This window comes from Allosphingosinicella deserti, from assembly GCF_003012735.1.
GTDB classification, from domain to species: domain Bacteria; phylum Pseudomonadota; class Alphaproteobacteria; order Sphingomonadales; family Sphingomonadaceae; genus Allosphingosinicella; species Allosphingosinicella deserti.
In genome coordinates this window covers 297,076-321,336 of sequence record NZ_PXYI01000003.1, presented here as the reverse complement: position 1 = coordinate 321,336, position 24,261 = coordinate 297,076, and the positions used below count along the sequence as shown (strand labels likewise).

General features: G+C 66.7%; 23 protein-coding genes and 1 tRNA gene. 8 read left to right on the top strand and 16 right to left on the bottom strand.

The annotated features are described in order from the left end of the window. Nucleotides 1–122 precede the first annotated feature (122 nt). A complete protein-coding gene (locus C7I55_RS09955) occupies nucleotides 123–2,078 on the bottom strand; it encodes a glycoside hydrolase family 2 protein (protein ID WP_233222138.1) in 1,956 nt (651 codons plus the stop codon). Between the two features lie 20 nt (nucleotides 2,079–2,098). After that, a complete protein-coding gene (locus C7I55_RS09950; protein WP_233222137.1) occupies nucleotides 2,099–4,567 on the bottom strand; it encodes a GH92 family glycosyl hydrolase in 2,469 nt (822 codons plus the stop codon). A gap of 111 nt (nucleotides 4,568–4,678) precedes the next feature. Between C7I55_RS09950 and C7I55_RS09945 the strand changes: the two genes are divergently transcribed. Beyond that, complete coding sequence (locus C7I55_RS09945; RefSeq protein WP_106512782.1) at nucleotides 4,679–5,422, top strand: copper homeostasis protein CutC; 744 nt, start codon at nucleotides 4,679–4,681, stop codon at nucleotides 5,420–5,422. A gap of 3 nt (nucleotides 5,423–5,425) precedes the next feature. Here the strand turns inward: C7I55_RS09945 and C7I55_RS09940 are convergent, their stop codons facing one another. From C7I55_RS09940 to C7I55_RS09925, 4 genes are all read right to left on the bottom strand, one after another. Beyond that, complete coding sequence (locus tag C7I55_RS09940; protein ID WP_146150987.1) at nucleotides 5,426–5,644, bottom strand: hypothetical protein; 219 nt, start codon at nucleotides 5,642–5,644, stop codon at nucleotides 5,426–5,428. Between the two features lie 283 nt (nucleotides 5,645–5,927). Beyond that, the gene (locus C7I55_RS09935) at nucleotides 5,928–6,572 is read right to left on the bottom strand and encodes a response regulator transcription factor (protein ID WP_106512780.1); all 645 of its coding nucleotides are present in this window, start codon (nucleotides 6,570–6,572) and stop codon (nucleotides 5,928–5,930) included. 196 nt (nucleotides 6,573–6,768) lie between these two features. Beyond that, nucleotides 6,769–7,689 (bottom strand): phytanoyl-CoA dioxygenase family protein, encoded by a 921-nt coding sequence (locus C7I55_RS09930; protein WP_106512779.1) that lies wholly within the window; start codon nucleotides 7,687–7,689, stop codon nucleotides 6,769–6,771. A 74-nt stretch (nucleotides 7,690–7,763) separates the two neighbouring features. Beyond that, nucleotides 7,764–8,738, bottom strand: a complete 975-nt coding sequence (locus tag C7I55_RS09925) for a LysR substrate-binding domain-containing protein (protein WP_106512778.1) — start codon at nucleotides 8,736–8,738, stop codon at nucleotides 7,764–7,766. Nucleotides 8,739–8,887: 149 nt separating this feature from the next. Between C7I55_RS09925 and C7I55_RS09920 the strand changes: the two genes are divergently transcribed. Further along, entirely contained in the window at nucleotides 8,888–9,283 is a 396-nt protein-coding gene (locus C7I55_RS09920; RefSeq protein ID WP_106512777.1) for a RidA family protein, read from the top strand. Nucleotides 9,284–9,355: 72 nt separating this feature from the next. On the opposite strand, the gene C7I55_RS09915 is transcribed toward C7I55_RS09920, so the two are convergent. The 3 genes from C7I55_RS09915 to dapB all read right to left on the bottom strand — a co-directional run bounded on the left by C7I55_RS09915 (nucleotide 9,356) and on the right by dapB (nucleotide 10,996). Then, nucleotides 9,356–9,432: transfer RNA gene (locus C7I55_RS09915), tRNA-Arg, on the bottom strand. A gap of 74 nt (nucleotides 9,433–9,506) precedes the next feature. Beyond that, nucleotides 9,507–10,205 (bottom strand): endonuclease III, encoded by a 699-nt coding sequence (gene nth, locus C7I55_RS09910; protein WP_199192800.1) that lies wholly within the window; start codon nucleotides 10,203–10,205, stop codon nucleotides 9,507–9,509. Nucleotides 10,206–10,300: 95 nt separating this feature from the next. Next, nucleotides 10,301–10,996 (bottom strand): 4-hydroxy-tetrahydrodipicolinate reductase, encoded by a 696-nt coding sequence (gene dapB, locus C7I55_RS09905; protein ID WP_106513175.1) that lies wholly within the window; start codon nucleotides 10,994–10,996, stop codon nucleotides 10,301–10,303. A gap of 161 nt (nucleotides 10,997–11,157) precedes the next feature. On the opposite strand from dapB, the gene C7I55_RS09900 reads away from it, so the two are divergent. Next, entirely contained in the window at nucleotides 11,158–12,144 is a 987-nt protein-coding gene (locus tag C7I55_RS09900) for an iron-containing redox enzyme family protein (RefSeq protein WP_106512776.1), read from the top strand. Nucleotides 12,145–12,219: 75 nt separating this feature from the next. Here the strand turns inward: C7I55_RS09900 and C7I55_RS09895 are convergent, their stop codons facing one another. The 7 genes from C7I55_RS09895 to C7I55_RS09865 all read right to left on the bottom strand — a co-directional run bounded on the left by C7I55_RS09895 (nucleotide 12,220) and on the right by C7I55_RS09865 (nucleotide 18,958). Beyond that, nucleotides 12,220–12,543 (bottom strand): GNAT family N-acetyltransferase, encoded by a 324-nt coding sequence (locus tag C7I55_RS09895; protein ID WP_106512775.1) that lies wholly within the window; start codon nucleotides 12,541–12,543, stop codon nucleotides 12,220–12,222. Nucleotides 12,544–12,642: 99 nt separating this feature from the next. Beyond that, on the bottom strand, nucleotides 12,643–14,304 hold the full coding sequence (locus tag C7I55_RS09890; protein ID WP_332888415.1) for an FAD-dependent oxidoreductase: 1,662 nt from the start codon (nucleotides 14,302–14,304) through the stop codon (nucleotides 12,643–12,645). A gap of 33 nt (nucleotides 14,305–14,337) precedes the next feature. After that, nucleotides 14,338–15,207: an alpha/beta fold hydrolase gene (locus C7I55_RS09885; protein WP_106512773.1), complete on the bottom strand. Its 870-nt coding sequence runs from the start codon at nucleotides 15,205–15,207 to the stop codon at nucleotides 14,338–14,340. 33 nt (nucleotides 15,208–15,240) lie between these two features. After that, nucleotides 15,241–16,050, bottom strand: coding sequence for an alpha/beta hydrolase (locus C7I55_RS09880; protein ID WP_106512772.1), 810 nt, complete (start codon nucleotides 16,048–16,050; stop codon nucleotides 15,241–15,243). A gap of 112 nt (nucleotides 16,051–16,162) precedes the next feature. Next, nucleotides 16,163–17,794 (bottom strand): sensor histidine kinase, encoded by a 1,632-nt coding sequence (locus C7I55_RS09875; RefSeq protein ID WP_106512771.1) that lies wholly within the window; start codon nucleotides 17,792–17,794, stop codon nucleotides 16,163–16,165. A gap of 34 nt (nucleotides 17,795–17,828) precedes the next feature. Continuing rightward, nucleotides 17,829–18,194 (bottom strand): response regulator transcription factor, encoded by a 366-nt coding sequence (locus C7I55_RS09870; protein ID WP_158266366.1) that lies wholly within the window; start codon nucleotides 18,192–18,194, stop codon nucleotides 17,829–17,831. 122 nt (nucleotides 18,195–18,316) lie between these two features. Continuing rightward, nucleotides 18,317–18,958: a response regulator transcription factor gene (locus C7I55_RS09865; protein ID WP_106512769.1), complete on the bottom strand. Its 642-nt coding sequence runs from the start codon at nucleotides 18,956–18,958 to the stop codon at nucleotides 18,317–18,319. Nucleotides 18,959–19,128: 170 nt separating this feature from the next. Here C7I55_RS09865 and C7I55_RS09860 point away from each other — a divergent pair, with 170 nt between their 5' ends. The 5 genes from C7I55_RS09860 (at nucleotide 19,129) to katG (ending at nucleotide 24,055) form a co-directional block, all read left to right on the top strand. Continuing rightward, a complete protein-coding gene (locus tag C7I55_RS09860) occupies nucleotides 19,129–19,842 on the top strand; it encodes an NAD-dependent deacylase (RefSeq protein ID WP_106512768.1) in 714 nt (237 codons plus the stop codon). A 113-nt stretch (nucleotides 19,843–19,955) separates the two neighbouring features. After that, nucleotides 19,956–20,288 carry an ArsR/SmtB family transcription factor gene (locus tag C7I55_RS09855; protein WP_106512767.1) on the top strand — a complete coding sequence of 111 codons (333 nt, stop codon included), beginning with the start codon at nucleotides 19,956–19,958 and terminating at the stop codon, nucleotides 20,286–20,288. Nucleotides 20,289–20,405: 117 nt separating this feature from the next. Continuing rightward, nucleotides 20,406–20,840 carry an arsenic resistance N-acetyltransferase ArsN2 gene (gene arsN2 / locus C7I55_RS09850; RefSeq protein WP_106512766.1) on the top strand — a complete coding sequence of 145 codons (435 nt, stop codon included), beginning with the start codon at nucleotides 20,406–20,408 and terminating at the stop codon, nucleotides 20,838–20,840. After that, entirely contained in the window at nucleotides 20,837–21,580 is a 744-nt protein-coding gene (gene arsH, locus C7I55_RS09845; RefSeq protein ID WP_106512765.1) for an arsenical resistance protein ArsH, read from the top strand. Before arsN2 ends, arsH begins: the two co-directional genes overlap by 4 nt. A gap of 237 nt (nucleotides 21,581–21,817) precedes the next feature. Beyond that, nucleotides 21,818–24,055: a catalase/peroxidase HPI gene (gene katG, locus C7I55_RS09840; protein WP_106512764.1), complete on the top strand. Its 2,238-nt coding sequence runs from the start codon at nucleotides 21,818–21,820 to the stop codon at nucleotides 24,053–24,055. Nucleotides 24,056–24,261: the final 206 nt, after the last annotated feature.

Below are 24,261 nucleotides of genomic sequence, written 5' to 3'. Positions count from 1 at the left end.
CGGCCTCTAAATCTGATTAATAAAAGAAAGTTGTCAAATTAAATATTGGTACCATCGCTGTGCTCTCGGAAGCGCTTCCAATGGTATGCAAATGAGGTTGCCGCGACTCGGGCGAGTATCCCTCACGGGCGGCTCTCCAGTTCCCACAAAGGTGCCGCAATTTTTCGCAGTTGCTCGGCAGGTGCTTTCGCCGCCGCGCGATCGAAGGTCAGCAGGCCGTTGATCTCGTCCTCGACATCGCTCGTCTGGGTGTAGACCGCGGCGCTGAGGCCATGCTCTTTCGCCTGGCGGATCACCCCTTCCATCTTGCGCCGGTAACGGCTCAGGTAGTCGCCCTCGTCCTTGGCGGCCTGATAGCCCCAAACGTCCTTGCCGGGCCGCCACAGATGATTGGCGACCGGCAGGCCTATGCCGCCATATTCGCCGAGCACGATCGCCCGTCGGCTCTGGCGCTGCGGCGTGTTCGGCACGTCCTCGTAGGTGTGGATGTCGAACACGTCGGACACGTCCGGCGCGACGTCGAGCCAGCCGCTATCGGCGTTGACCAGGCGCCCCGGATCCATGCCTTTTACGTAGCGGGCCAGGGTGGCGGAATCATATTGCCCCCACCCTTCGTTGTTGACGACCCACATTACGATCGACGGAAAAGCGCGCAGGTCCCCGATCATGTGGGTCAACTCGTTCTGATGCTGCGCCATCATGTCGGACGACATCACCGCCTGGCTCTTGCTGCTGCCGGTGACGAACTGATCCTCGCCGCCGCCCGACGGCATGTCCTGCCAGATCAGCATGCCGAGCCGATCGGCGTCGTGATAATAACGCGCCGGTTCGACCTTGATGTGCTTGCGAACCATGTTGAACCCCGCCTTCTTCAGGAAGACGAGGTCGCTCCTCATCGCCTCCTCCGATGGCGGCGTCCACAGACCGTCCGGCCACCAGCCCTGATCGAGGGTGCCGTTCTGGAAATAGGGCTTGTTGTTGAGCAGCAGCGCCGGCTGCCCCGCGACCGTGCCGGGCCCGACCGAGATCTTGCGCATCGCGAAATAGGTTTCGACCCGGTCTTTGGGCGCTCCGACCACCTGCGCGGCGGCGTAGGTGTCGCGCTCGCCCGGCGTGAACCGCGCATCGTAGGCGGTCCGGTTGCGCTCCTTCGCGCCCGCATAAGGATCGCGAACCGTCACCAGCTCGGCGGTGACGTCGTACAGGAACGGGTCCTCGGGCGACCAGAGATGCGGCTTCGGAATTGCGATCGACGTTTCCCGGTTGCCGCGGAGGATGGTCGATGCGATCGGCGTCCCGGACGACCGCACCGTCAGGCGCACCGCATCCGTATCGTCGGCCCAGACGCTGAGCGCGACCTGCACGTCGACGACACCGCGATCGATGTCCGGCGTCGCCCGAACGTCGGCGATGTGGAGCTTCGGCACCGGCTCGAGCCACACCGTCTGCCAGATCCCGCTCACCGCCGTGTACCAGATGCCGGACGGCTCGAGGATCTGCTTGCCGCGCGGCTGGCTGCCGGCCGAATTGGGATCCACGACCTGGACCAGAAGCTCGTTCTCGCCGGTGCGCAACTGGTCGGTGATGTCGAACCCGAACGTGTCGAACCCGCCCTGGTGCGCGCCGACGATCGCGCCGTTCACCCAAACCCGGGCCTCATGGTCGACGCCGCCGAAGTTCAGCATCACCCGCTGACCGGTCCAGTCGGCCGGCACGGTGAAGCTGCGCCGATACCACAGGCGGTCGTCCGGCTCGATTCGGCGGGCGACTCCCGAGAGCCGGGATTCGACCGGGAACGGCACCAGGATCTTGCCGTCCATGCGCTCCGGCCGCGCCACCCCCGCGCCGGTGATCGCATAATCCCATTGGCCGTTGAGATTCTGCCACGCTCCGCGCTTCAGCTGCGGCCGCGGATAGGATCGCCAGGCATTTTCGGGCGTGACCTTGTGGCCCCATTTGGTGGTCACCAGCCCGGTGTAAACCGGTGCCCCCCGCGCTTGCGCCTGCTGCGCATCCGCGACGCCGCTCGTCGTCAGCAGGGCGGCGGCACCCAGCAACAAACCGGCCATCTTGCGCATGCTTTCTCCTGTCCTCTGCATCATGGTGCCGCCTTGGACATCGAGGGCGGCGCTGCGCCAGGCGTGCTGCCCCAGGCGGTGTTTGGTTTCGGCCCCATGGTCAGCACCAGCCTCGCGCCGCGCTTGATGTCGTCGTGGCTGAACCATGGCTTGTTCCATCTTTTGCCGTTCAGCGTCGCCGATTGGACGTACATGTTCGTCGCCGAGTTGTTCTCCGCGACGATCTCCAGCGTTCGGCCATTGTCGATCTTCATGCGCACCGAGTCGAAGATCGGGCTGCCGATCACGTAGACCTGGCTCGATGGATCGACCGGATAGAAGCCCATCGCACTCATCACGTACCAGGAGGATGTCGATCCCTGGTCGTCCATGCCGGGATAGCCGTAGCCCGCTTGGTCGCTGCCGTAGAGCTGGTCGAGGATCCTGCGCACCAGCGCCTGCGTCTTCCACGGCTGGCCGCTCCAGGCGTAGAGATAGGGCGCGTGCTGATCGGGCTGGTTGCCCTGCACGTACTGGCCGATGACGCCGGTGCAGTCGCGGCAGATACCCTTGGGCGCGTAAGGCGTGGCGAAGAATGCATCGAGCTTGGCGTTGAACGCGTCGCGTCCGCCGAGCAGGGTCTGGAGGCCCTGGACGTCGTGCGGCACCAGCCACAGGGTCGACCAGCCCGAGGCCTCCTTCATCATGTGGTTGTAATAAGGCTCGCGCGGATCGAACGGTTCGATCCAGGCGCCGTCGGCGCCGCGCCCGCGCACGAACCCGGTCGAGCGATCGAACACGTTGGCGTAATTGCCGGCGCGGGCGAGGAACATGCGGGCATCCTCGGTCTTGCCGAGTCGCCGCGCGAACTGCGCCAAGGCGAAATCGTCCCAGGCATATTCCAGGGTCTTCGCCGCGCCCGCCTTGCCGCCGGCGTGGGGCGGGCTCGGATTGCCGCTCGGAATCTCGTCCGAGATCCAGCCATTCTTCTGATATTCGGAAAGATAGTCGCGCGGCCCCTTCGGATCGGTCGCGTTCTTGCGCAGATATTCGTAGGCCGCCGCATAGTCGAACGGAATGCCGCGCGCCCATGCACCGAGATACAGGAACACCGCATTGTCGGCGTGGAACGACGTGTTCATGAACCCGCGTTCGCGCGCCATGTCGAGCTCGGATCGCATCACGTCCTGGACGAGCTTGGGCTCGAGCAGCTCCAGCAGCACGAGCTGGTTGCGGCCGGTATCCCAGAACGGCACCGGCGAATAGCGGTCGTAATCTGCCGTGCGGATCTTGCCGGTGGAGTCACTGAACGGCTCGCCCTTGCGTGCGATCAGCCGCGGGCTGGAGAAGGAATGGAACAGGGTCGAGTAGAAGAGCGCGCGCTGCTTCGCCGTGCCGCCGCTGACCTCGATCCGCCCGAGCAGATCGGCCCAGGCCGCCTTTGCCGCGCCGCGCACGCGCTCGAAATCCCAGCCCGGATTCTCGGCGGCGAGCCGCGCCTCGGCCTCGTCATAGCTGTCGCCATGCGCGATCTTCATCAGCACCGCCTCCCCTTCGGACGTGCCGAAGGTGAGATAGCCGCCGGCATAACGTCCGGTGACGCTGCGCCCGTCGGGGACGACGTCCTTGTCGCCGATCCCCCACACCTCGCGGTCGCCGGGCGATTTCCGGAACGTGCCGAAGCCGGTGAACGGTTTCGAGAAGACGGCAACGAAATAGGGTCCGTCGGCTGAGCCGTTGGCCTTCCCGTCGCCGGCAATGCCGCGCACGCTGCGATCGCCGGTGATCTCCACACTTCCGCCGTCGCGCGGCAGATTGATCAGCACGTTCGAGCGCCCGCTCTGCGGGAAAGTGTATCGAAACAGGCTCGTCCACTGCGTTGCAGTGGCCTCCACCTTGGTGCGCATCGTGTTGAGATAGACCGAATAATAGCCCGGCTCGGCCTTTTCGCCGGTCTTGTCGTACCAGGCCTGGGTGTAAGCGGGCGGCACGGTCCAGTCGCCGACGACGGGCATGATCATCGGTCTCGCCCGCCCGCCATAGGTGGCGCCGCCGCCGCCGGTGAAGCCGATCATCGTCGGGTTTGGATAATGATAAGGCGCCGGGACGCCGAACGGGTAGCTCAGCTCGAGATTGACGTTGACCGGTGCCGCCTCGGTCGAACTGTGCGGCAGCCGCGCGCCCGGAGAGGTCTGCCCCGAATAGACCGGTTCGCCCGGCGGCGGCGCGTTGCCGACCAATTCCGGCCGGTCGAGCGGCGCTGTCCCGACCAGCGGGTCGGCGAGGTCCACCGGCGCAGCCGGGCCGCTTTGCGCCATCAGCATCGAGCAGGGAAGTGTTGCGCCGACCAACGCTGCGGTCACGGCCGAAATATGTGCGCGGCGCCTGGAATCGCCGCTGAAGCAAGACGCACGAAGCATTGCCATCAGCCCCTTTGTGTCGCAGGGCTTCAGCCCCTCTCCCGACTGTCGTTGGCGCTTCCGGCCGGTGTTGCCGAGCCGGTGACGCATGGGAACGTTCCCATTAATAAAACAAGTTGTCAATTGAAAACGGTTACAAGGTTGTGCCGATTGTCGGCGCCGGTCATTTACGGCCCCGTAAACTGAAAGGGGCGCAACCAAATGGCTTTGCTGGAAGTGGTGGTGGAAGATGTCGGCGGCCTTGCTGCGGCCGTGGAAGGCGGCGCCGACCGCCTGGAATTGTGCGCCGCGCTGGCGCTCGGCGGGCTGACCCCGCCGCTGTCGCTGATCGCAAGTGCGGCGGCGCTTCCGATCCCGGTCCACCTGCTCGCGCGGCCGCGGGACGGCAATTTCCGCTACGATGACGCCGAAGCCGCTCTGGTCGCCGAGGACATCAAGGCCGCCGCGCAGGCCGGGCTTGCCGGTCTCGTGATCGGCGCCAGCCGCGACGATGGCAGTCTCGATGCCGATCTGCTCGGCCAGTGGGTCGCCCATGCCCGCGCCGAAGGCGAAAAGCGCGGCGCACCGCTTGCGCTCACCCTCCACCGCGCCTTCGATCTCTGCCCCGATCAGCGCGCGGCGATGGAGACCGCAATCGCCCTCGGCTTCGACCGGATCCTGACCTCTGCCGGCGAGCCGCGGGTTGCGGACGCCTTGCCGGCGCTCGCGCAGTTGGTCCGCGCTGCCGACGATCGCATCGTCATCATGGCCGGGAGCGGCGTCGATGCGGCCTCGTTGCCGGCCATCCTTGAAACCGGCGTCCGCGAAGTCCACGCCTCGTGCCGTGTTCCGCTCGACGATGCCGGCGCCGCCGAGCAGCGCTTCCGCTTCCAGTCCGGACCCCGTCAGGTCACCAGCGCAGCGACGGTCGCGAACATGAAGGCGATCCTCGCCGATCGCTGCTGACGCTCACGCCCGCTTCTTCTTGCCCGCGATCACCGCAGCGGCGGCGTGACAGTCGGGCGGCCCGGAAGGCGGATCGTCGTCGCGGATCGGGACGTGCAGCGCCCGAACGTCGCTGCTGCCGCACACCCCGATCGCCAGGGTCAGCGTGCGGCTCAGCGCCGGCGGCGCACCGCCGAACAGCATCAACGGCGCCAGCGCCGCAAGAGCGAGCCTAGATCGCACTGCTGAACCGCCTCCCCTCGGGCTGGCGATAGACATCGAACGCGGCAGCGATCGCGCGGGCATAAGGTCGGCTCTCCTCACCGAGTCGGAGAATGGTCCCGCGCCACGATAGCAGGCCGCGGGATTCGAAGGGCAGCAACTTGCGCCGCACAGGACATCCGGCGGCAACGGATCGGCCAGCCCCGCGTGCGCTCGAGACGACGGAATGTCCCTATTCGGCCGGGCCGCGGAGGGAGGCGATCGGACGTCTGGGCAATGGTCCGGCGGCGGAGAGGACGGGGCGTCACGCCGCCGGTGCGCCCTCCTCGGCATCGTCGCCGAGCCCCGCCGCGAAGGCGATGCGGAGGGCGTCGGACAGGCTGGGGACGTCCAGTTTCTGCATCACGTTGGTCCGGTGGATCTCGACGGTGCGCGGGCTGATGCCGAGATCGTAGGCGATCGTCTTGTTGGGATGGCCGCGGACGAGACCCTCCAGCACTTCCAGTTCGCGTGCCGTAAGCCCCTTCAGCCGCGCCTTGGCCTCCTCGGCGCGGGCATGGCGGCGGCCGCTCTGCTCGATCCGGGCGAAGCCCTCCTCCAGCGCGGCGACCAGGCTGGCTTTCTCGAACGGCTTCTCGATGAAGTCGATTGCGCCGCCCTTCATCGCCTCGACCGCGATGCCGATGTCGCCGTGGCCGGTCATGACGATGACCGGCAGGAACACGCCCTGCGCGCGCAGCGCCTGCTGGACCGCGAGGCCGTCCGTCTCGGGCATGCGAACGTCCATCAGGATCACCCCGGCCGGGATCTCGCGGCCGAGCTCGATCAGCGGCAGTCCGGACGGATAGGTCTTCACAGTAAATCCGGAGGTCCGCAGCATGAAGCTCGCCGACCGGCGGATCGCCTCGTCATCGTCGACCAGATGAACAACTCGGCCGTTCTCAGCCATTCTGGGACTCTCCCGAAGCGATCGAAAGGAAGAAGCTGCGAAGCGATGCCTCGCCTCGGCAGCGGACCGCATCGTGATCCCGCAGCGCGTTCGTCATCGAATATCTCAGGCCCGCGGATCGTGCCGACATCATCTGTCCGGTAAAGCCGTGTCCCGGAGGGTGCAACCGGCTTGCACGCCGCCGCCGCCGCCCCGCTCAGTCCCGCCGGAGCAGCGCGCGGGTGCGTTGCATCAGCCTCGCGAGCACCGGCCGTCGCGCCGGCGCTCGCCCGGCCAGCATGGCTTCGAACGCTGCCTGGCCGACCTGCCGATTGCGGTTCTTCACCGATCCGACGACCGGGATTCGGCAGCCCGACGGGTCGATGGCTTCATTCAGCGCGTCCATCCAGTCCGCAGCGGACGGTTCGATGATGTTGAAGCGCTTCCCGCCGCTCCCGGGATCGGGAAGATAAAGGACGGTTCTCGCCGCCGCGGGAACGAAGCCGCCGGCAATCGCCAGCCTCCGCGCGCCGGTGCGGTTCGCAGTCGACCAGTGGAGCAACCGATAATCAAGGATCACCGCCTCCCCGGCACGCAACGCCAGGATCCGCGACGGCGCACGCAGGGTTTCGCGATAGGCCTCGAAGAAAGGCGGTATCCGCGGCCCTTCGACATTGTCGACCAGCCGGTGGCTGCCCTCCAGCACGGCAAGGCCGCCATTCTCCTCGTCGACGTCGATCAGCGGGCACCAGCAATTGATCGCGACATGGCGCGGATTGCGGGTCATCGTCCAGTCGCGATGCACCTCGATCGACCCGGCCCCCGCCGGCTTGATCAGGAAACCGCCGTTCAAAAAGCGATAGTCGCGGGTCAGCGCCAGCACGCGCTCGGCAAGCGCCTCCCGCACCAACGCGCAGGCGGCGGCGCGATAGTCGGCATCGGCATCGTGCAGGCTGACATGGTAGGTGCCGGTCGGCCCTCGCGTGTTGGCCGCGGCGCCACGCGCATCGGCAAGCGCCGCGACTTCGGCGGCAAGCTCCGCCGCCTCAATCGGCTCCAGCAACCGCGCGACGACATAGCCGCGCTCCGCAAACGCCTCCTGCAGGCTTGGCTCCCGAAACACCGGCATTGCCACCATTGCACGCCCTCCAATATCCAACGGTAAAGCCTCTACCGGCCGCCGCAAGCCGCTGGAGACACGATCCTAAAGACTCAATGGCGGGAAGCTGACCAGTCCGCTTCCGCCATGTCCCCGACGTTCGGGATCCTCCGCGCCTTCTCTGCATCGGCCTCGAAGTCGGCGCGGCTGCGCTGGGCTTCGCCGCGCAGCCATTCGATTACGGCTGCGATTGCGGCCGACGGCGGGCGCCGCTTGTCGCGCACGAGATGGTAGGTACGCCCGGGCATGTCGGGACCGAACGGCTGGACCAGGCGCCCGGCGATCAGATCCTCGCGGACCAGGTGCCGGCTCAGCAACGCGAGGCCCTGTCCAGCGACCGCGGCCTGGATGGCGTGGCTCTCGTCGCTGAAACGAAGCTGCGAGAGTGGCGGCGTCGAGGCAATACCCGCCGCCGCGAACCATCGCTCCCAGATCGGGTCGGCCGGATGCGCCCGGGCCCAGGCGAAATGGATCAGCGGCACGGTCCGCAGGCTTTCGGGCCCGGTGATGCGAAGATCGGGGCTTGCCACAGGCACGAAGTGATCGTCGAACATCGCCTCCGTTTCCAGCCCGGCGAAGGAACCGTCTCCGTAGCGGACCGCGAGATCGATGCCTTCCGCGGCAAGGTCGAGCGGCCGCTCGGACGCATGAAGCTGCAAGTCGATCGCCGGGTGGTCGCGCTGAAAGCCGGCGACGCGCGGCACCAGCCACTTGGCCGTGAAGGCGGTCGTCGCCGAGATCGAGACCCGCGCCCGGCGCTCGTTCCCCGTCAGTTGCGCGAAGATCGCTTCGAACGAGTCGAAGCCGCGCTCGAGCACCGGAAGCAGTTGCGCACCATCCTCGGTGAGGACCACCCGGCGCGGCCTGCGCTCGAACAGCCGCAAGCCGCTATGCTCCTCGAGCGATCGGATCTGGTGGCTGATGGCGGTCGGAGTCACGCCAAGTTCGGTGGCAGCCTTCTTGAAGCTGCCGAGCCGCGCCGCGCTTTCGAACGCCCGCAGCGCGCTCAAGGGAGGAAGTCGCCGCACCGCCTTTGCTCCAGGTGAATATAGCTCATCCGATGCCTGAACATTTGGAATTTGTCGACGATCGGCACGCGGCCCATCTCCAGCCCCAGCAGGCCGAGCGGGCGCCCGATGATGCCCGGCCGGCAAGGTCGAGAGCAAGGAGTCCAAGGATGTTGCAACGCATCGTCACCAGCCCGGACAATTACGAGCCGTTTCTTCTCTCTCAGGGGATCCGGGTCGGCGACCTGGTCTTCATTTCCGGCCAGGCCGGCGCCGACGACCGCGGCAAGATCGTCGATGGCGGCTTCCGCGCCCAGGGCGACCAGGCCTTCGCCAATTTGCGGCGTGCGCTCGAAGCGGGCGGATCGAGCCTCGAGGACGTGGTCAAGGTCACCATCTTCGTGACCGACATGTCCCATTTCGACGATGTGGTCGCCTTGCGCCGGACCTATTTCACCCCACCCTACCCGGCCGACACCATCGCCGAGATCAAGGCGCTCTACGATCCCGCGGCGATGATCGAGATCGAGGCGATCGCCGTCGCGCGGCGTGGCGGAAGCGCTTGACCGCAAGGTGGGCGCCGTCGCTGGTCCAAGGACGCAGGCACAATAACGGAAAACCGACGATGTTCGGGAAAATGGCGCACCCGAGAGGATTCGAACCTCTGGCCTCTGCCTTCGGAGGGCAGCGCTCTATCCAGCTGAGCTACGGGTGCCTGGTGGGGAGGCGCTTAGCAAAGGCTTTGCGGCACCGCCAGAGGTTTTGCGGCTTGCTCGCCGGCTCTCCGTTTCAGCTGCGGCCCCGCTTCGCGGCGATCACCTTGGCCTCGGCATCGCCGCCGGGCGGCGGGGTCTTGGGTTCGTAGCGGCAGATGTCGGCGACGACGCAGCGCCAGCATTCGGGCTTCTTGGCCTTGCAGACGTAGCGGCCGTGGAGGATCAGGTAATGATGGGCATCGCGCCGCCACGGCTGCGGCGTTGCGGCGTCGAGGATCGCCTCGACCGCGTCGACATCCTTGCCGGGCGCGAGGCCGGTGCGGTTGGACACGCGGAAGACATGGGTGTCGACGGCGAAGGTCTCGGCGCCGAACGCGCAGTTCATCACCACGTTCGCCGTCTTGCGGCCGACCCCGGGCAGTGTCTGGAGCGCGTCGCGATCGGCCGGAACCTGGCTGCCATGATCGGCGATCAGCGCCTGCGACAGCGCGATCACGTTCTTCGCCTTCGTATTGAACAGGCCGATCGTCTTGATATGCGCTTTCAGCCCTTCCTCGCCGAGCGCCACCATCGCCTCGGGCGTGTTCACGGTCGCGAACAACTTGCGGGTGGCGAGATTGACCCCGGCATCGGTCGCCTGCGCCGACAGCACCACCGCGACCAGCAGGGTGTAATCGTTGACATAATCAAGCTCGGTCTCCGGGTTCGGAGTCCGGTCGGCCAGCCGGCGGTAGAATTCACTGACCTCCTCGGGCGAGAGCTTCGAAGTCAGCGCCGGAGCCGCCGGCTTCGCAGGCCGTCGCGGCTTGGCCGTCGCTTTGATCGCCGGCTTGCCGCGCCCGTGTGGCGGCACTTTCGACGCCACGCTCAGAGCCCCAGCACGTCGGCCATCGTGTAGCGGCCGGCCGGCTTGCCGGCGAGCCACGCCGCCGCCGCAATCGCCCCGCGCGCGAAGACGATCCGGCTTTCGGCGCGATGGCCGAGCTCGATCCGCTCGCCGTCGGCGGCGAAGATCACCTGGTGATCGCCGGCGACGCTGCCGCCGCGCAACGCCGCGAAGCCGATATGGCCGGCGGTCCGCGCGCCGGTGATGCCGTCGCGCCCGCGATCGGAGACGGCGTCGAGATCGACCCCGCGCCCTTCCGCCGCCGCGCGGCCAAGCAGCAATGCGGTGCCCGAGGGTGCGTCGACCTTCATCCGGTGGTGCATCTCGACGATCTCGATGTCCCACTCCGCGCCGAGCCGCGTCGCCGCCTCGCGCACCAGGTGCGAGAGCAGGTTGACGCCTAGCGAGGTGTTCGCCGCCTGGATGACCGCGATCCGCTCCGCGGCCGCGTCGACCGCCGCCTGCTGGGCAGGCGCGAGGCCGGTCGTGCCGATCAGGATCGGCTTTCCGGCGGAGACGGCGGCGTCGAGATGGGCCTCCAGCGCACTCGGCACCGAGAAGTCGACGAACACGTCGCCGCCGTCCGTCACGATCGAGACGTCGTCGCGCTGTGCCGCGACCTCCCCGATCGCGCGTCCCATTCGTCCCGATGCGCCGAAAAGTGTGATGCTGACCATGGCGATCTCATGAGCGAGCAGACGCGCGCGTGCAACCTCAGCGCCGAAGTCGCACCGCAAAAGACCGGCGCCACCGCCTTTGTATGGTGTTCCGCTTCCGGAACCTTTGCCCTGCTCCGAACGCTTTGATGGTTAAGACTTCACACCGATCCCAAGGATATATGGCCACTCTCTTTCAATGGTCGCCGGCGACGGAACGTCGCCCCCTCCCTTTCACCGTGGAACAGCAGCGACGGCTCGCGCACTGGAACCACGATCGTCTTTCGCCGCAATTTCCGACGTCAGAATGGCGCGAGGATCTCGAGCGCGAATATGGCATGCGCCGGACGGAAATCGCCTTTCTCGAAGCCCTGCGGGCCGAGATCGCGGACGAGGCCGCCAAGGTGCCGACCGATGTCGAAGGCTTTATCGCCTGGTTCGAGGGCCTGCAGGAAAACGGTCCCGGGCAGGGCGATCCGCTCTTCCCCTGGATCGCGGAGCAGGCGAGCCTCGAGGAGATCAAATGGTTCCTCGAACAGGAAGCCGCCGGCGAGGCCGGGTTCGACGATCTCGTCGCCTACACCCAGGTCAAGATTCCCGAGCAGGCCAAGCTCGAACTCGCCCGCAATTATTGGGACGAGATGGGCCGGGGCAATCCCAAGGGCATGCATGGCCCTATGCTCCATTATCTGGTTGGGGCGCTCGGACTCACCCCCACGATCGAGCGCACCGCTGCTGAAAGCCTCGCGCTTGCCAACGCAATGACTGCGATGGCGACGAACCGCCGCTATGCCTGGCATTCGATCGGTGCCCTGGGCGCGATCGAGCTGACCGCGCCCTATCGATCGGCGGCCACCGCCGCCGGCCTGCGTCGGCTGGATCAGCCCCCGAAGGTCCGTCGCTATTTCGATCTCCACGCGACGCTCGACATCAAGCATAGCGAGGAATGGAACCGCGAAGCGCTGCGCCCGCTGGTGGCCGAGGATCCTGCGCGCGCGACGGCAATGGCCGAAGGCGCCCTCATTCGGCTCACCGCTGGCGCGCGCTGCTTCGCCCGCTACCGCGCCGATTTGTGGGGCGGCGCCGGCACGAAGCCCGAGCCCAAGATGCAACAGCAGCCCGCAGCAGCGGCACGCCGGACCTTGTCGATCGTCGTCGCCGAAGCTTGATCGTGCGTGGCGGCCGGCTGCACCGGTCGCCACCATCGTTCAAACGGCCGGGAACACCCCGCCCGGCTTGTCCGCTTAGCCGTCGACGATGTCCGAATATTCCGGATGCTTGGAGTAGAAATGGACCATGAACGGACAGCGCAGGACGGCCTTTCGCCCACTGGCCCGTATCTGCTCGAAGACCTCCGTGGCGAGCCGCGTCGCAATACCCTGCCCGCTATATTCGGACGGAACCTCGGTATGGATCAGAACCAGGCGATTGCCGTCGATCCGGTAATAGGCCGCGGCGATCGCATCGTCCGCGAGCTTGAGTTCGAACCGGTTCAGGTGCCGATTCTCGACCACGCCGATCTCGTTCCCATCCTCGGCCGCCGCGGTGCCCGTCACACGCCCTTCCATCCCGGTCTCCTCTTCCGTTCCTGCGCCGCCTGACGGACACATTCTAGATCCTCCCCGCGCGCGGGGAGGATGTTGGAGGATTCGGCGCCCTCTCCAGAATCAAGCCCGCTGAACCACCTGCTCGACGATCACCCGCGGCCGGTCCAGTTGCGCCAGATAGGCGTGGATCGAGGACACCGCGAGCGCCCCGTCGCCGACTGCCGCGGCCACCCGCTTGACCGAGCCGGCGCGCACATCGCCCACCGCGAACACACCGCGCCGGCACGTCTCCAGCGGCAGGCGCACGTCGGTGCAGGAGGATCCGGTTCGAACGAATCCGCGCTCGTCCATGTCGAGCCCCGCCGACGCCAGCCAGTCGGTGTTCGGATCGGCGCCGATGAACAGGAACAATTGCCGTGCCTCGCGCCGGCTTTCCGCGCCGGTCCGCCGATCGCGGATCTGGACGGCGTGCAGCATGCCGCCCTCCCCTTCCAATGCGCTGATCTCGGCGCCGGTGACCACCTCGACATTGGCGAGCCCGGCAATGCGGTCGATCAGGTAGGAAGACATCGTTTCGGCCAGCGGTCGCCGCGCCACCAGGGTTACCTTGGCGGCATGTTCCGCGAGATAGGCGACCGCCTGGCCGGCCGAATTGCCGCCGCCGACCAAGGCGATCGATTCGCCGCCGCACAATCGCGCTTCCTGCGGCGAGGCCCAATAATGGATCGACGATCCCTCATAGGCCTCGACGTCGCGCACCGGCAGCCGGCGGTAGCGCGCGCCCGTCGCAATCACGATCGTCCGCGCGCGCACCATTTCGCCTTCGGCAAGCCGCACGGCCAGGCTGGTGCCGTCCTCGCCGAGCGAAACGCACTCGTCCGGGATCGCCATCTCGACCCCGAATTTCTGCGCCTGGTTGAACGCGCGCCCCATCAGCGCCATTCCGGAAATCCCCGTCGGGAAGCCGAGATAATTTTCGATACGCGCCGATGCGCCCGCCTGCCCGCCGAACGCGCGGCAATCGAGCACGACCGTCGAAAGCCCCTCCGACCCCGCATAGACGGCGGTGGCGAGTCCCGCCGGTCCGGCGCCGACGACGACCACGTCGAACACGGTGTCCGGATCGATTGGACGGACCAGGCCGATGCAGCGGCCGAGCGCCGCCTCGGTCGGGTTGCGCAGCAGCTTGCCGTCGGGGCAGAGCACGATCGGCAATTGTTCCTCGGTCACCTGAAAACGCTCGATCAGGGTCGCGGCACAGCTGTCGACGGCCGGGTCGAGCGTCGTATGCGGGTGGCCGTTACGCCCGAGGAAATTGGACAACCGCAACACGTCGCCGCTTCCGGCGCGGCCGACGATCACCGGACCGCCCGCACCGACCTCGATCAGCCCCATCCGGCGCAGGATCAGCGCGCGCATGATCCGCTCGCCGAGCGTCGCTTCCGCAACCAGCACGTCGCGCAGCCGCTCCGGCGGGATCGCGATCACCTGGCTATCGCGCAGCGCATAAGCGTCGACCAGCGAGGCGCGTCCCGAAAGCTGGGCGAGCTCGCCCATGAAGCCGCCGGCCAGATGGGTGACGATCGGGGTTCGCACCCCCCGATCGTTCTGGCTGATCTCGACCGCACCCGAAAGCAGCACGTACAGGCCATGGCCGGTTTCGCCGACCTGCACCATCGCGGTTCCCGCCGCGAAATGCTCGAGGGTGCCGAATCGCCGCAGCCGCTCCATTTCGTCGGGAGTGAGCGTCGGAAACATCTGCGCACCGCGCGTGTCGATCAAAGTCTGCCTGCTTGCCAATGACATACGCAATCCTCAGGCGCTGACCGGCGTCGCCAGGATGAACGGCCGACTGTGCGCTGCGCCCTCCTCGATAAACCCAAGCAGGTCCGCGTTGAAGATACCCGAATGGGTCTGCGGAAACCCGTGTCCGCCGCCGGCATATTCCTTGAGCCGTGCGCCCGGCACCAGTTTCACCGCCGCACGCGCGGCCGCGCCGATCGGTACGATCTGATCGTCGTCGCCGTGCAGGAACAGGGTCGGCACGTCGATCCGCTTCAGATCCTCGGTATAGTCCACTTCCGAGAATTCGTGGATGCAATCGTACAGGCCCTTGATGCCGCCGAGCATGCCCTGAAGCCAAAAGGATTGGCGCACCCCTTCCGAGATTTCCGCGCCTTCACGATTATAGCCGTAGAAGGGGCCGGTAAGGTCGAGAAAGAATTTGGATCGGTCGTCGCGTGTGCCCTCGCGAATGCCGTCGAACACCGCCCGCGGCAGCCCGCCGGGATTTCCGGAGGTCTGAAGCATCAGCGGCGGCACCGCGCCGACCAGCACGACCCTGGCGACCCGGTCGGTGCCGTGGCGGCCGATATAGTGCACGATCTCGCCGCCGCCGGTCGAATGGCCGACCAGCACGACGTCGCGCAGGTCGAGCGCCTCGATCAGCTCCGCGAGATCGTCGGCATAATGATCCATGTCGTTGCCGTCCCAGGTCTGACTTGAGCGGCCATGGCTACGGCGGTCGTGGGCAATCACCCGGTAGCCCCGCTCGCCGAAGAACAACATCTGATTGTCCCACGCGTCGGCGCTGAGCGGCCAGCCGTGCGAGAACAGGATCGGCTGTCCGTGGCCCCAATCCTTGTAGAATATCTCGGCATTGTCGCGAGTCGTGATCGTCGGCATCGTCGTCTCCTTGGATGTGGTGAGGACAGGGGTTCAGGCCGCAAGCGATGCGGCCGGGGATTGCGACGCGGGCCGCGCATGGCGAACCGCCCAGTCTAGTGTGAAGTCGGCCACCTCTTCCCAGCCATTGTCCATGCAGGTCCAATGCGATCGTTCGGGGTAGGTCTTGAGCTCGGTTGCCGAGGGCGCCCGACGCTGCTTGCGGAAGATCGCCGCGGTCATGCTGGCGTCGGCGATCAGATCCTTGCTGCCGGCGACGAGCAGCAAGGGCGCGCGCACCGGATTGTCCCAGCGTATCTTGATCGGCTTGAGAATGCCGTCCCAATAGACCTTGCCGGGGGTCGGCACGACGTAGCGATCGTAGAGCGCGTCGGCTTGGTCCTTGGGGGCGGTCTGGGCGAAGCGGGTACGGAAGAATCTTCGAGTCATCGTTTTCGTCCGTTTCCAGCTGCCGAGATCGAGAAACACCGGCAGCGCCGAGACGATCGCATGGAGGCCGAGGGGAACGCCCGGGGTCGGCGCCGGATCGATCGCGACGCCGCACAGGCCGAGACCGCGATCGAGCAGATGCTGGACGATCACCCCCCCGAACGAGTGGCCGATCAGGATCGGCGGCTCGGCCAGCGCCTGGACCTGCCGCGCATAGTGATCGATGATCTCGCGCTGGCCGAGGCTTGCCAATTCGGTCCTCGGGCTGGTCCGCAACTCCGCAGGCGAACGGTCGTCATACGGCCAATCCGGAGTCCCGACGGTGTAGCCGAGCGCTTCGTAGCGGCGGCGCCAAAGCTCCCAGCAGCGTGAATTGAGCCAGGCGCCATGGATCAGCATGATGGTGGTCGACATCTTCGCACCTCCCTCAGGAGACGGCCGCGGCGCCCCTATGCGCCTGCCTTTCCGTCCGTTCGAAGATGCGTCATTGGGCGGCAGGCCGAAATTCTACCTGTGGCTGGGCCCCTCATACCTTGGTATGATCATCGACTTCCCCAGGCGCTGCAACCGCCTCGTCCCAGCTTGCCCCCGGCAGGGTCAGCGTAAACGCAGCGCCGGCGCCGCCGCTCCGTGCCCGAGCTTCGATCGTGCCACCATGCGCCTCGGCGATCGATCGGCAGATCCTCAGGCCCATTCCCATCCCCGAGGGCTTGGTGGTGAAGAAACTGTCGAACAGCCGCGCCTCGGCGCCTGCTGCGAAGCCGTTCCCCTCATCCTCGATCGTCACGGCCACGCTCCGGCCCGCGGCTTTGACGCTGTGAACCGACAGGCGTCGCCGCTCGACCGGCAGGTCCGCCATTGCCTGGATCGCATTGACCGCAAGATTGACCAGGATCTGTTGGATCTGGGTTCGATCCCCGGCAATCGGCGGGAGGTCCGTGGCGAGCACGGCCGAGACCGCGATCGCGTGGCTCTTCAGATCATGGCGAAGGAAAAGAAGCGTCTCCTCGATGAGGGCGTTCACGTCCAGCAACGTCCGTTGGGGCGGCCGCTGTTCGGCCATCGCACGCACCCGGCCGATGATCTCGGCGGCTCTGCGCGCATCGGCGACGATCCTCGCGGACAGCGAACGAACCTCCTCGATGTCCGGCTCGGGACGATCGAGCCAGCGCAGGCCCGCCTCGCCGTTCGTAGCGATGGCGGCGAGCGGCTGATTGACCTCGTGCGCGATCGAAGCGGTGAATTCGCCAAGTATGGAGATCCGGGCGGCACGGGCGAGATCGGCCTGCAAGCCGTGCATCGCCTCCTCCGCCCGCTTTCGGTCGCCGATATCGATCACCCCCAGCAGGATCACCCCTTCCTTGCGGCTTTCGGGAGACCAGGAGACGGTGAACAGAACGTCGATTTCCGCACCCGTCACGGTCAGCAGCTTGGTCTCGGTGATATAATGCGGCCGCTTCTCCGCCGAGGCGACCACCGCTTCTATGAACACCGGCTCGCTCTCCGCCGGCCAGAAACGCGCCACCGTGCCGCCGACGATCTCCTCGCGCGTCGCGGCGCCGAACAGCGAAAGCGTCTTGTCGTTGACGTCGCGCACCCGCGACCGGGTCATCGCAGTGCGCGTGAATTGGCGATCGGCCAGCATGTGCGCGCGAACGTCGGTGACCCCGTCGGCGAAAAGGGCACGAAGCATGTTGCCGACGCCGCTGAAGTCGATCTCCCAGAATGCGACCGCCATCGCCTGGAAGAGGTTGCGGTAACGATATTCGGTCAGCCGGGCCTCCGCTTCGGTGCGGCGCCTGTGGCTGATGTCGCGGCTGGTCTCGACGATGTGGAGCGGCACCCCCGTGCGGTCACGGCGCAGCGACCAGCGCGCCTCGACGGCCATCTCGCGCCCGTTCCGGTCCCGCCGGGTCAGTTCCCCTTCCCATAGCCCCGCCGACAGCAGCAGATTCTCGATGTCGGAGACAGGTGCCGCGGCGGTGCAGCCGAGGAGCTCGCAAAGCCTTTGTCCATGCGCCTCGCTGCGCGACCAGCCATAATGCTGCTCGGCGGCGAGATTCCACTGAACGATGTGCCCGGCGGCATCGCGAACGATGATCGCGTCGTGGACGAGGTCGAGGATCTCGGACGCGCCCGCCCGATCCAGTCTGGCCATCCCAATCCCCTGATGCAGCACGAGACGGCCGGCATCATGCCCCCAGTGCGCGCACCACACAATCGAGCAAAATCTTTGCTTCGACCGGCTTCCTCAGAATGCACAGGGCACCCCGCCCGATCGCTTCCCGCTCCAGTGCCGGCTCGGGCCGCGCAGTGATCACGATCACCGGCGTGTCGTCACCAAGCGCGCGCAGCAAGCCGATCATCTCGATGCCGCTTGCGCCCGGCAGATGGATATCGGTCACGACGCACTCGCAGGTGCCATCCCGCACGCCGAGATAGTCCTCGGACGATGCGAAGCCGCGGCCGGCATAGCCGGAGGCCCGCAGCAATCCGACCAGTGCGACCCGCAGGGACTCGTCGTCCTCGACGACGGAGATGATCCTTTCGGCCGTCACGGCGCATCCTCCCGGCCTCGCCACGGCGGCACAAGCTGTTCGCGCTGTTACAGAAAATCGCCAGGGCCGATACTATACTTGGGTATGGCGGGAACGAGCGGAGGGCGACACCCCGGCGACCCTCAGCGCGCCGGCGGCTGCTCCGGCTGTAGCCCCAGCGCCTCTGCCATCCGCACGAGATCAGCAAGGGTGCGCGCACCCATCTTGCGCATCGCCGAGCCGCGGTGGATCTTCACGGTGATTTCGCTGAGCCCCAGCGTCCCGGCAATCTGCTTGTTCATCTTGCCGGCGGTGACGTGCGTCATGACTTCGCGCTCGCGCGGGGTCAAAGCGTCGTAGCGGCCGCGCAACCCAGCCGCACGCGCCGCCCCATCGCGCTGCGTCCGATCGCGGGCGAGCGCCTCCGCGACGGCATCGAGCATGTCCTGGTCGCGAAACGGTTTGGCGAGGAAGTCGACAGCGCCGGCCTTCATCGCCCGCACCGACATCTGGATGTCGCCATGACCGGTCATCAGGATCACTGGCAGGGTGATCGCATGCTCCGCAAGCCGCGCTTGGAAATCGAGCCCGCTCGTCCCCGGAAGGCGCACGTCGAGCAAGAGACAGCCTGGTCCATCCGGCGGCGGCGCCTTCAGAAACTCGGCCACCGACGCATAGCCGCGGGCGCGCAGGCCTACCGAGCGGAACAGGCTGTCGAGCGCCGCCCGCAGCGACTCGTCGTCGTCGAGGATGTGGATCAATGCGGGTTCGGCAGTATCGGGCACGCGCTCGCCTCATGCTGTCCTGCAAAAGCTGACAGCGGTTCGACCGCTCGTCAATCGCGCGCCTCCAAACCTCCTCGGCCATGGGTGGGTGCGCGAAGCGCCTCCCTTCCGCCTTGCAAAAGGCCGTTTCCCGCTTCCGCCGGCTTCCGTCCCTCGACTAAGCTCCCGCGATGCACCAGCGCGAAATCCACAACATCGTCATCCTCACCGGCGCCGGCATCTCCGCCGAGAGCGGCCTCGCCACCTTCCGCGGCCCCGACGGCCTCTGGGAGGGGCATCCTGTCGAAGACGTCGCCACGCCGGAGGCGTTCGCGCGCGATCCCGCGCTCGTCCAGAGCTTCTACGACGCGCGCCGGGCCCGGCTGAAGGAGGTCGAGCCCAACCCGGCGCACCGCGCCCTTGCCAGGCTCGAAGCGGAATGGCCGGGCAAACTGCTGCTCGTCACCCAGAATGTCGACGATCTCCACGAGCGCGGCGGCGCGACCGGCGTACTCCACATGCATGGCCAGCTCACCTCCGCCTGGTGCCTCGCCTGCGACAACCGGATCCCGTGGCACGAGGATCTGTCCGGGGATCCTCCCTGCCCGGTCTGCGGCGCCTCCGGCGGCCTACGGCCGGACATCGTCTGGTTCGGCGAGATGCCCTACCAGATGGAGCGGATCGACGCCGCCCTGCGCGAGGCCGATCTGTTCGTGTCGATCGGCACTTCGGGCGCGGTCTACCCCGCCGCGGGCTTCGTCCAGACCGCCCGCTATTACAGCGCCCAGACCCTCGAGATGAATCTCGAGCCAAGCCTCGGCAGCGTCTACTTCCACGAGGCGAGAACCGGCCCCGCCGGCCTGCTGGTACCCGCCTGGGTCGACGAGATGCTCGACGCCGCCTAGCGGAGCAGGCGGAAGGTCAGGCGGCGCGCGCTCCACGGACCCTTCTGGCGAATGGTCCCGGCGCCGGCAGAAGAAGGCTTTGCAAGCGCGGATATATCGTTATATCCGGATGTATGGATATCGATTCCGCCCTGACCTGTCTCGCTGGTCTTTCGCAGAAGACGCGGCTGGAAACCTATCGACTGCTCGTGAAGCATGAGCCGCACGGGCTCCCGGCCGGCGAGATTGCACGGCTGATGGACGTCCCGCAGAACACGATGTCGGCCCACCTTGCGACGCTCGCCCGCGCCGGTCTGGTGATGTCGGAGCGTCACAGCCGCTCGATCGTCTACCGAGCCGATCTCGGGCGGCTGCGCACTTTGACCCTCTTCCTGGTGAAGGATTGCTGCGGCGGAGGCACCGAACTGTGTGAGGCGCTCGTCTCCGAACTCCTGCCCTGCTGCTGAACGACAAGGAGGATCCGGCGTGGACGGTATCGACATCGTGTTTGCAGCGCCGGCTCTGCGCTCGATCGTGTCCATCGTAAGGCGCACCTGTGATTGGTACGAAGCCGGAGACGCCGCATGAGCGATTTTGAACGGATACCTGCCGGGGAAGACGATCCGCTGCGGCGCGCACTCGAACGGGCCGGGCTTCCCACCGACGACCTGGAGGCGCCGGGCCGCGCCTTCTTCAGACTGGCCGACGGACTGGGGCCGATCGGCTATGTGGGTCTCGAACAGGCCGGAGAGGATGCTCTGCTGCGATCCCTCGTCGTCGTGCACGGCAGGCGGGCGAGCGGTCACGGGGCGCGTCTTGTCGCCGAGGTGGAGCGGGTCGCGCGCAGCGACGGCACGATGCGGCTCCATCTGCTGACGACCGATGCGGCCCCGTTCTTCCGCCGGCTCGGCTATCGTGATGCGCCACGCGCCGAAGCCCCTCCGGCGATTGCAGCCACCGCTCAGTTCACATCGCTCTGCCCGTCGAGCGCCACCTACCTCATCAAGGATTTCGCATGAGCCGCGTCCGTGTTCTTCCCGATCCCGCCATCCTGCCCGCGATCGATCCGGCCTACGTGATCGCGCGACCGGCGTCGGACCTCGGAGACGAGCAGCCGCCACCCCGCATCCTCCTGCTGTACGGCTCCCTCCGCCAGCGCTCCTTCTCCCGCTTCGCCGTCGAGGAGGCGGCAAGGCTGCTGCAGATGTTCGGGGCCGAGACCCGGATCTTCGATCCGTCCGATCTCCCATTGCCCGATCAGGTGCCGGGCGACGACCATCCCGCCGTACGGGAGCTTCGCGAATTGTCGATATGGTCGGAGGGTCAGGTCTGGTGCAGCCCGGAGCGCCACGGCCAGATCACCGGCATCATGAAGGCGCAGATCGATCATCTCCCGCTCGAGCTCAAGGGCATGCGTCCCACCCAGGGGCGCACCCTTGCCGTGATGCAGGTGTCAGGCGGCTCGCAGTCGTTCAACGCGGTCAATACCCTCCGCCTGCTCGGCCGCTGGATGCGGATGTTCACCATCCCCAACCAGTCCTCGATCGCCATGGCGTACAAGGAATTCGACGAACATGGCCGCATGCGGCCGTCCGCATATTATGATCGGATCGTCGACGTGATGGAGGAACTCGTCCGCATCACCGTCCTGATGCGTCCCCATGCGGGCCGGCTGGTGAACCGCTATTCGGAGCGCAAGGCCTCCGGTGTCCCGGTTTTGGCGCAGGAGGACCACTCGGCCGTCGCCATCGCCGGTTAGACCGATGACGAGGGACATGATCCCCGAACCACTTGAAGCGAGGGGGCATCGAGGCGTTCTCCCGAACCCAATGCCGATCACCTTACGCCGAAGGAAGCTCGCCGTGATGCCAAGATGCGCGGTGCGCCAGCCTGCCCCGTGATCGAGCCAGTTGCAGTCTCTGATCAAGAATAACGATTTCGGACGACCTTCCGTGCGGTGTAGCGTTCGGCAACCCACAAGGAGAGGTGCAGGAACATGGACGCAAAAACCGGAAACATGGGATGCCCGGTCGAAAAGCCGACGACGGTCCGCTCGCTGCTCGGCCGCACGAGTAAGGATTGGTGGCCGGAATCGCTGCCGCTCGACATCCTGCACCAGGGTGGGCTCTCGCCCGATCCGATGGGCGCCGATTTCGATTATGCCGAGGCGTTCCAGAAGCTCGACTACGATGCGCTCAAGGCGGATCTCCATGCGCTGATGACCGACAGCAAATCGTGGTGGCCGGCCGATTACGGCCATTACGGCCCCTTGTTCATCCGCATGGCCTGGCATGCCGCCGGCACGTACCGCACTGCCGATGGGCGCGGCGGCGCCAATAGCGGCCAGCAGCGCTTCGCGCCGCTCAACAGCTGGCCGGACAACGGCAATCTCGACAAGGCCCGGCGCCTGCTGTGGCCGATCAAGCGCAAATACGGCAAGAATATCAGCTGGGCCGACCTGTTCATCCTCACCGGCAACGTCGCCATCGAATCGATGGGCGGCCCGGTGTTCGGCTTCGGCGGCGGCCGCAAGGACGTGTTCGAGCCTGAGCGTGACATCTATTGGGGCTCCGAAGAGCAATTCGTCGGCCACCCGGACAACAAGACCCGCATTCGGCCGGAGGAGGAACTGGAGCTCGAGCATCCCCTCGCCGCGATCCAGATGGGCCTGATCTACGTCAATCCGGAAGGCCCCGGCGGCGATCCCGATCCGCTCGGCTCTGCGCGCGACATCAAGGTGACGTTCGAGCGCATGGCGATGAACCATGAGGAGACGGTGGCGCTGACCGCCGGCGGCCACACGTTCGGCAAGGCGCACGGCGCCGGCGATCCGAGCCTCGTCGACTCCGCGCCGGAAGCGGCCGACATCGCCTTGCAGGGCCTCGGCTGGGCGAGCGCCCACGAGAGCGGCTTCGGCGAGCATACGATTACCAGCGGCATCGAGGGCGCCTGGGTCAACACGCCCACCGAATGGTCGGAGAATTATTTCCGGCTGCTGCTCGATTACGAATATGAGCTGGTCCGGAGCCCGGCCGGCGCCAAGCAATGGCAGCCGATCAACCAGAAGCCCGAGGACATGGCGCCGGCGGCGCACGATCCGTCCAAGCGCGTGCCGACGATGATGACCACGGCCGACATGGCGCTCAAGGTCGATCCGGAATTCCGCGTGATCTCGGAGAAGTTCCGCAACGACCATGAGGCGTTCAAGGACGCCTTCGCCCGAGCCTGGTTCAAGCTCACCCACCGCGACATGGGGCCAAAGGTCCGCTATCTCGGGCCGGAAGTACCGGCCGAGGATCTGATCTGGCAGGATCCGGTGCCGGCCGGCACTGCGCCGTCCGATGCCGACGTCGCTGCGTTCAAGGCGAAGATCCTCGACGCCGGGTTCAGCGTCGGCCAGTTGGTCAAGACCGCCTGGGCCTCGGCCTCCACCTATCGCCGCTCCGACCACCGCGGCGGCGCCAACGGTGCCCGCATCCGGCTGGCGCCGCAGAAGGATTGGGCCGTCAACGAGCCGGAGGAGCTTTCGCAGATCCTCGCCAGGATTGAGGAGCTGCGCGGATCGCTTTCGGTCGCGGACGCGATCGTTCTCGCCGGCACTGCCGCTGTCGAGAAAGCCGCACGCGACGCCGGTTTCGACGTCGAGGTGCCGTTCACCGGCGGCCGCGGCGATGCGACCCAGGAGTGGACTGACGCCGACAGCTTCGCCGTGATGGAGCCCGTGGCGGACGGCTTCCGCAACTACCTCAAGACCAAGCATTCGGTGCGCACCGAGGAATTGCTCCTCGACCGCGCCTCCCTGCTCGGCCTGTCGGTTCCGGAGATGACGGTGCTGCTCGGCGGCCTGCGCGTCCTCGGCGCCAACCACAAGGACGCACCGGAAGGCGTGTTCACCGATCGCAAGGGTCAGCTGACCAACGACTTCTTCGTCAAGCTGCTCGACGACGATACCTTCTGGCAGGTGATCGATGAAAGCGCCGACGAGGAGTTCATCGGCTATGATCGCGGCGGCCGTCACGAGAAATGGCGCGCCACGCGTACCGACCTCATCTTCGGCTCCAACAGCCAGCTGCGCGCCACCGCCGAGATCTACGCGGAGAGCGGCAATGAGGAGAAGTTCGTCCACGACTTCGTCTCCGCCTGGACCAAGGTGATGAATGCCGACCGCTTCGACGTGCCGCAGAACCCCGACAGCGTCGAACCGATCGGGATCGCCGAACCCGCGGCGGCCTGATCGTGCGAACCCGGCGTGCGCCCTCCGGAGCGTACGCCGGGGCCAGCCCTCTCCCTCCCACCGCTACGCGGTGGGCCCCTCCCTCTCCCCGAAACGGGAGAGGGATTTGGGTCTTGCATCACCACCACGCCTTTCCAAGCCCGGAGAGGAAAGGCCCGGTCGCAACAACCCCTCACCCGCTTGTGGATGGGCGGCCGCGCAGCGGC

Bases quoted from the DNA above. Each gene is read 5' to 3' on its own strand.
- C7I55_RS09955 (WP_233222138.1), bottom strand. From the start codon at position 2,078: ATGCGCAAGATGGCCGGTTTGTTGCTGGGTGCCGCCGCCCTGCTGACG.
- C7I55_RS09895 (WP_106512775.1), bottom strand. From the start codon at position 12,543: ATGGAAGGGCGTGTGACGGGCACCGCGGCGGCCGAGGATGGGAACGAG.
- C7I55_RS09875 (WP_106512771.1), bottom strand. From the start codon at position 17,794: ATGGCCAGACTGGATCGGGCGGGCGCGTCCGAGATCCTCGACCTCGTC.
- C7I55_RS09900 (WP_106512776.1), top strand. From the start codon at position 11,158: ATGGCCACTCTCTTTCAATGGTCGCCGGCGACGGAACGTCGCCCCCTC.
- C7I55_RS09930 (WP_106512779.1), bottom strand. From the start codon at position 7,689: ATGGTGGCAATGCCGGTGTTTCGGGAGCCAAGCCTGCAGGAGGCGTTT.
- C7I55_RS09885 (WP_106512773.1), bottom strand. From the start codon at position 15,207: ATGCCGACGATCACGACTCGCGACAATGCCGAGATATTCTACAAGGAT.
- C7I55_RS09920 (WP_106512777.1), top strand. From the start codon at position 8,888: ATGTTGCAACGCATCGTCACCAGCCCGGACAATTACGAGCCGTTTCTT.
- C7I55_RS09950 (WP_233222137.1), bottom strand. From the start codon at position 4,567: ATGCGTCACCGGCTCGGCAACACCGGCCGGAAGCGCCAACGACAGTCG.
- C7I55_RS09880 (WP_106512772.1), bottom strand. From the start codon at position 16,050: ATGTCGACCACCATCATGCTGATCCATGGCGCCTGGCTCAATTCACGC.
- katG (WP_106512764.1), top strand. From the start codon at position 21,818: ATGGACGCAAAAACCGGAAACATGGGATGCCCGGTCGAAAAGCCGACG.
- C7I55_RS09935 (WP_106512780.1), bottom strand. From the start codon at position 6,572: ATGGCTGAGAACGGCCGAGTTGTTCATCTGGTCGACGATGACGAGGCG.
- dapB (WP_106513175.1), bottom strand. From the start codon at position 10,996: ATGGTCAGCATCACACTTTTCGGCGCATCGGGACGAATGGGACGCGCG.
- arsH (WP_106512765.1), top strand. From the start codon at position 20,837: ATGAGCCGCGTCCGTGTTCTTCCCGATCCCGCCATCCTGCCCGCGATC.
- arsN2 (WP_106512766.1), top strand. From the start codon at position 20,406: ATGAGCGATTTTGAACGGATACCTGCCGGGGAAGACGATCCGCTGCGG.
- C7I55_RS09860 (WP_106512768.1), top strand. From the start codon at position 19,129: ATGCACCAGCGCGAAATCCACAACATCGTCATCCTCACCGGCGCCGGC.
- C7I55_RS09855 (WP_106512767.1), top strand. From the start codon at position 19,956: ATGGATATCGATTCCGCCCTGACCTGTCTCGCTGGTCTTTCGCAGAAG.
- C7I55_RS09945 (WP_106512782.1), top strand. From the start codon at position 4,679: ATGGCTTTGCTGGAAGTGGTGGTGGAAGATGTCGGCGGCCTTGCTGCG.